The organism is Micromonospora sp. NPDC049799, from assembly GCF_040656655.1.
Classification (GTDB): Bacteria; Actinomycetota; Actinomycetes; order Mycobacteriales; family Micromonosporaceae; genus Micromonospora.
Genome location: NZ_JBFAMU010000605.1, coordinates 1 through 2720, shown reverse-complemented (window position 1 = coordinate 2720; position 2720 = coordinate 1). Strand labels below are relative to the sequence as shown.

The 2720-nt window shown below is 74.6% G+C and carries 3 protein-coding genes and 1 pseudogene; 1 reads left to right on the top strand and 3 read right to left on the bottom strand.

What is annotated here, in order from left to right; translation table 11 throughout:
* Positions 1–9: 9 nt before the first annotated feature.
* Positions 10–99 (bottom strand): annotated as a pseudogene (locus AB0I76_RS27085) (alpha/beta hydrolase); the annotation flags it as partial.
* A 133-nt stretch (positions 100–232) separates the two neighbouring features.
* Here AB0I76_RS27085 and AB0I76_RS27080 point away from each other — a divergent pair.
* Positions 233–1168 carry a peptidoglycan-binding protein gene (locus AB0I76_RS27080; protein WP_357041107.1) on the top strand — a complete coding sequence of 312 codons (936 nt, stop codon included), beginning with the start codon at positions 233–235 and terminating at the stop codon, positions 1166–1168.
* Positions 1169–1217: 49 nt separating this feature from the next.
* Here AB0I76_RS27080 and AB0I76_RS27075 read toward each other — a convergent pair whose 3' ends face one another.
* Both AB0I76_RS27075 and AB0I76_RS27070 read right to left on the bottom strand, forming a co-directional pair.
* On the bottom strand, positions 1218–1961 hold the full coding sequence (locus tag AB0I76_RS27075; RefSeq protein WP_357041105.1) for an alpha/beta fold hydrolase: 744 nt from the start codon (positions 1959–1961) through the stop codon (positions 1218–1220).
* Between the two features lie 110 nt (positions 1962–2071).
* Positions 2072–2720: C39 family peptidase (locus tag AB0I76_RS27070; RefSeq protein WP_357041102.1), on the bottom strand; the 649-nt coding region annotated here is incomplete at its 5' end.

Here is a 2720-nt window from a genome sequence, read left to right as displayed (position 1 = left end):
CACGGGAGGTCAGCCGCCGGCGGGCGGGCCCGGCACCGGGCGGTCGGCGAAGGAGGCGACCGTGCGGTCCGCGTACGCGCTGACGTCGCCGGTCTAAATATTTATCTTCATAACCATACTGGCGGGACCGGTGTTCCCGGACCGGCGGGCGGTGACCCGTCCGCCCCGGGCACCGGTCGACGCGGCGCGCCCCGACGCCGCTCGCACCCCTCCACCCCAAGGAGTGCGCCACATGGCAACCACCGTCCGCCGGATGCTCACCTGGCTCGGCGCCGCGGCCCTCACCGCCGTCGCCGTGCTCGTCGGTCCGACCGCCGCGCAGGCCGCCACCCCGGCCTGGCCCACCCTGAGCAGCGGCACGTCCGGCGCCAACGTCACCTCCGCCCAGTTCCTGCTCCGCCACCACGGACGGACGCTGAGCGTGGACGGCTACTACGGCTCCGGGACCGTGTCGGCCGTCCAGGGCTTCCAGTCCGCCAACGGCCTCACCGCCGACGGCATCGTCGGCCCGCTGACCTGGAGCCGGCTGGTCGTCACCCTCGACGTCGGCGCGAACAACAACGCGGTCCGGGCCCTGCAGACCGCGCTCAACAAGTACGGCCACGGCCTCACCGTCGACGGGGCCTGGGGTACCGCCACCACCAACGCGGTCAACTCCTTCAAGGCCAGCCGGGGCCTCACCGGCGGCACCACCGTCGGCGCCACCACCTGGCAGTGGCTCATCGGCGACGGGCAGGGCGGCGGCAACTATCGCCTCGTCATCGGCAGGTCCGTCCTGCCGCGCAGCGAGTACGACGACCCGCACCACGACTACCCGGCGCTCGACCTGCCCACGTGGACCGGCGTGACGACCTACGCGATCACCGCCGGCACCATCAGCCACGTCGGTGGCGGCTGCGGATACGGCATCGGCATCTCCGGCGACGACGGCGCGTACTACCAGTACTGTCACCTGTCGTCCCGCTCGGTGGCGGCGGGCAGCCGGGTCAGCGCCGGCCAGGTCATCGGGTACACCGGCAACACCGGCAACAGCACCGGGCCGCACCTGCACCTCGAGATCCGCGTCAACGGCGGGAACCGCTGCCCGCAGCAGATGCTGCTGGCGCTCTACGACGGCGCCTCCGTCCCGGCCCCGTCCGCCCTGCCCTCCAGCGGCTGCACCTACTGAGCCGCCGCGCGCCGGCCGGGCGCCCCCTCGCCCGGCCGGCGCCACCCGGTCAGCGGTACGGGTCCACGAGCGCGAGAACGGCCTCCGGGTCCTCGACGTGAGCGTTGTGCCCGAGGCCGGGCAGCGTGGCGACCGGGACGCCGAACTCCTTGAGCTGCGCGTCGGAGACCATCGGGTCGTTCTCGCCCCGGGCCAGCACCACTGGCACGTCGGCAGCGGCCAGCAGTGCCGCCAGGTCGGGCTCTCCCACGCCGAACGCGACCGGGTCCATCGCCAGCCGCCACCGCCCGTCGACCTGCCGCAGACCCGCCTCCACCACGGGATGGTCGGGCGCGAGGAGTCCGGCCAGGCCGGAGACCCGCAGGTAGCGACGGGCGGCCTCGTCCCGGCCGGCGAACCAGGTCACGGGCCGCGCCGCCAGGTCACCGGCCTTCGCCAGCTCCCCGGGTGACCAGACCGCCTTGATGCCCAACCCGACGACCGCGTCCACCGGCAGCCCCGCCGTCCGCGCGGCCAGCGCCAGGCCGACCACGCCCCCGAGGGAGTGCCCCAGCACCACGAGCCGGTCGGTCGGGGCGAGACTCCCGGCCAGCCGGTCGGCCAGCCCCGTGAACGAGTACGCCGGCAGCGGCGGCGACCAGCCGTGACCGGCGAGGTCCGGTGCCAGCCAGCGCCCCGCCCACCGGCGTTCCAGCAGCGGCGCCGAGGGCAGCCACACCTCCCCGGTGGCGCCCATGCCGTGCAGAAGCAGCAGGACGGGACGCCCGTCCCGGTCACCCGATTCATCGACCATGCGCGCAGTCTGCCACCGGCCGGACCGCCCGGGCGAGAGCCGCGACGCGGGTACGACAACGGGCGCCGACCCCCTGCTCGGAGGTCGACGCCCGCGGTGGAGCGCGTCGGTCAGGCGGAGTATCCGCGGGTGGCGGCCCAGTTCGCCAGGTCGATGGCGGTCATCCAGTACGCCGGGGTGGCCGGGTCGGCCGAGTCGGCGATGCGCACCAGGCGGCCGTCGTCGGAGTAGCCGACCACGGCGATGTAGTGGCCGCCGGGGAACGAGTGCCAGCCGCCCTCGGTGTCGGTGGCGGTGCCCGCCACGTTGACCACGACGCCACGGCCGTCGGCGATGGCGGCGACCACGTCGGCCTGGAGCCGGTCCATCTGCGCCGGGGTGGCCGCGCCGCCCGGGATCATCCGGGTGCGGTACGGGTCGCCCTTGACGACGGCGTTGAGGACGCGGGTGGTGTCCTCGGCCGAGTTCGTGCCCATCTCGGTGGTGCCGAGCGGGCCGGCGAGCTGGTCCTGGGTGCGGGCGATGCCGGTGGCGCTCAGGGCGTTCCGGACCGCGGCCGGGCCGCAGTTGAAGTAGGTGGTCTGCGCCTCGTAGTCGTACGCCAGGATCTTGCGCTTCGGCGCCTTCGGGGTCTCCGGCTCGCGGGTCAGGTCCGGGTCCGGCGCGGCGGTGCTGGTGGCGGCGCGCGACGACGTGTCGAGGATGGTCGTCTCCCCGTCCACCGGCACCAGGGCCTTGGGAAGGGTGTCGGTGTACGGG

Excerpts from the sequence above, each read along its gene's own strand:
- AB0I76_RS27075 (WP_357041105.1), bottom strand. The coding sequence starts at position 1,961 with ATGGTCGATGAATCGGGTGACCGGGACGGGCGTCCCGTCCTGCTGCTT.
- AB0I76_RS27080 (WP_357041107.1), top strand. The coding sequence starts at position 233 with ATGGCAACCACCGTCCGCCGGATGCTCACCTGGCTCGGCGCCGCGGCC.